The following is a 3,086-nucleotide window of genomic DNA, read 5'->3' as shown; positions in this document are numbered from 1 at the left end:
CGGCGGCCGGTGTTGACCCACGAACGGTCGGCATGGTGGAGGCGCATGGCCCAGGCACCCCCGTCGGTGATCCGATCGAGTACGCCAGCCTTGCCGAGGTCTACGGCACCGATGGTCCGTGCGCGGTCGCGTCGGCGAAGACCAACTTCGGTCACACCCAGTCGGCCGCTGGAGTACTCGGCCTGATGAAGGCGGTCCTCGCGCTGCAGCACGGTCTGGTTCCGCGAAACCTGCACTTCACCCGACTGCCCGACGAGCTGGCTCAGATCGACACCAACCTCTTCGTGCCGCAAGAACTTTCGCCTCTGCTCGGCAACGGTGACTTGCCGCGTCGTGCGGCGGTGTCGGCGTACGGACTCTCTGGAACCAACGTCCACGGGGTGTTGGAACAGGCTCCGCCGGTGGCCGCACCCGAGCTGACACCGGCAGAAGAGGCGCCCCTGCTGTTTCCCCTTTCCTCCACCTCGGCCGACGAGCTGCGGCGCACCGCGGCCCGCCTGGCCGACTGGCTGCCCGCGCACGACGACGTGTCGTTGCCCGATCTGGCGTACACGCTGGCACGTCGGCGCGCGCACCGCCCGGTCCGCACCGCCGTCGTCGCGAGCAGCAGGCCGGAGCTTGCCGCGGCACTGCGCGAGGTCGCCGGGGGCGGCACCACCTATGACGCGACGCCGGGACACGCCGAACACGGCCCGGTGTGGGTGTTCTCGGGCCAGGGTTCCCAGTGGGCCGGGATGGGCGCCGAGCTGCTGCGGACCGAACCGGTGTTCGCGGCGACCGTCGCGCAGGCCGAACCGGTGATTCTTCGCGAGTGCGGGTTCTCGGTGACCGAGGCGATGTCGGCCGCGCAGCTGGTAACCGGTCAAGACCGGATCCAGCCAACGCTCTTCACCATGCAGGTCGCCTTGGCCGCCACCCTGAAGGCACACGGCGCGCGCCCTGGCGCGGTCATCGGCCATTCGGTCGGTGAGGCCGCGGCAGCCGTGGTCGCGGGTGCGTTGTCGCTGGCGGACGGATTGCTGGTGGTGTGCCGGCGTGCGGGCTTGATGTCCCGCGTCGCTGGCGCCGGTGCCACGGCGTCGGTGCAACTTCCAGCCCAGCAGGTTCTTTCGGAACTGGCGGTCCGCGGCAAGAACGACGTCGTCGTCGCCGTGGTGCCGTCGCCGGACTCGACGGTGATCGCCGGTGCGGCAACGACGGTTCGCGAACTGGTGGCGGCCTGGGAGCAGCGCGACGTGATGGCCCGCGAGATTCCCACCGACGTCGCCTTCCATTCGCCCCAGGTCGACCCGATCGTCGACGAGCTCACCGCGTCGCTCGCCGGGCTCACGCCGATGACGCCGGAGATCCCGTTCTACTCGGCGACCTCCTATGACCCGCGGGAACAGTCAGTGTGCGATGCCCGCTACTGGGCGGCCAACATGCGCCGCATGGTTCGATTCGCGGCGGCGGTCCGGGCCGCACTCGAGGACGGCTACCGGGTCTTCGCGGAGCTCGCCCCCCATCCCCTTCTCACCCACGCCGTCGAGCAGACCGCCAGAAGCCTCGACATGCGGCTGGTCACGCTGGCGGGCATGCGCCGCGATCAGGAACTACCGCACGGGCTCAGTGAGCTGGTCGGCCAATTGCATTGCGCGGGTGCGGCCGTCGACTTCTCGGTGCCCTACCCACACGGGCGGCTCGTCGATGCGCCGCTGCCGACCTGGACCCACCAGCGACTGTGGTTGAGCACCGACGGGCAAGAAGGCCCGTTGCGCGGCGGTCACACCGTGTCGGTGCATCCGCTGTTGGGCTCGCACGTGCGATTGCAGGAGGAGCCGGAACGCCACGTCTGGCAGTCCGACGTCGGCACTGGTGGCCAACCGTGGCTGGGCGATCATCAGATCCACGACGTCCCGGTGTTTCCAGGGGCGGCCTACTGCGAGATGGCGTTGGCCGCGGCCCGCACGGTTCTCGGCGACGCCGCCGAGGCGCGTGACATTCGCTTCGAACAGGCGTTGCTGCTCGACGAGCACACCACGCTCGGTGCAATCGCTTCGAACGAAACGCCTGGCCGCTTCGACTTCACGGTGGTGACCAACCAGCAGGGCGAACAGATTCGGCATGCCGCGGCCGCCTTACACCGGGCCGCCGACGCCACGACTCCGTCCGCGCGTGACATACCGGCTCTGCTGGCCGAGCATCCGCACCGTCAGGACGGCGGCGACGTACGAGACCGCCTCAGCCAGAGCGGTATTCAGTACGGGCCAGCCTTCGCCGGCCTCGTCGCCGTGCACACCGGCGGGGCCGCGATGGGTACCGTGGTGGCCGAAGTGGCACCGAACGGGCCGATCCGGACCCAGCAGGCGGCCTTCGGTGTGCACCCCGCCGTGCTCGACGCCTGTTTCCAATCGGTGGCGGCACATCCGGAACTTCAGGCCATGGGTGGAAACGCAATGGCCCTGCCCACGGGTATCCGCCGACTGCGGGCCCATGGCTCGGCGCGCAATGCCCGCTACTGCTACACGCGCGTCACCGGAATCGGCGATGCCGGTATCGAAGCCGACATACAGGTACTCGACCAGCACGGGGTGGTGCTACTGGAGGTGCAGGGGTTGCGATTTGCGACCGGTGCATCCGAGAACGCCGGCCACGACAAGGTGCTGGCGGAGCGGTTGTTGACCGTCGAGTGGCGCCAGCGTCAGTTGCCAGAACGTCCCAGGGCCGACGCGGGGGCGTGGGTGCTCGTCGGTTGTCCCGGCAGCGACGCGGCGGTCGGCGAGCTGAGCGAGGCGCTGGAAGGCCTTGGCGCGCACTGCACGACCATCGACGGCAGTTCTGACGTCGAGGTACTCAGGACCCGTCTGCGCGACGGTGACTTGGCCGGTGTGGTGCTCGTGACCGCACGGGCCGATGGCGCCGCGGACGCGCAGGGCGCGCGCAGGGCCCGTCAGTACGTGCAGCGGCTGGTACACCTCACCCGCGAACTGGTGGAGACGTCCGGGGAATCACCCCGCCTGTACGTCGTGACGCGCTCTGCGCAAGCGGTGCTGAACGGTGAGCGGCCCAACCTCGAGCACGCCGGGCTGCGTGGCCTCATCAGGGTG

The 3,086-nt window shown here is 69.6% G+C and carries 1 protein-coding gene; it reads left to right on the top strand.

All coding sequences use genetic code 11. The features are described 5' to 3' along the window. On the top strand, positions 1-3,086 hold a 3,086-nt coding region (locus tag QOD90_RS07415), incomplete at both ends, for an acyltransferase domain-containing protein (protein WP_526348182.1).

This window comes from Mycobacterium sp., assembly GCF_032161845.1.
GTDB lineage: Bacteria > Actinomycetota > Actinomycetes > Mycobacteriales > Mycobacteriaceae > Mycobacterium.
This window is presented reverse-complemented; position numbering and strand designations above follow the sequence as displayed.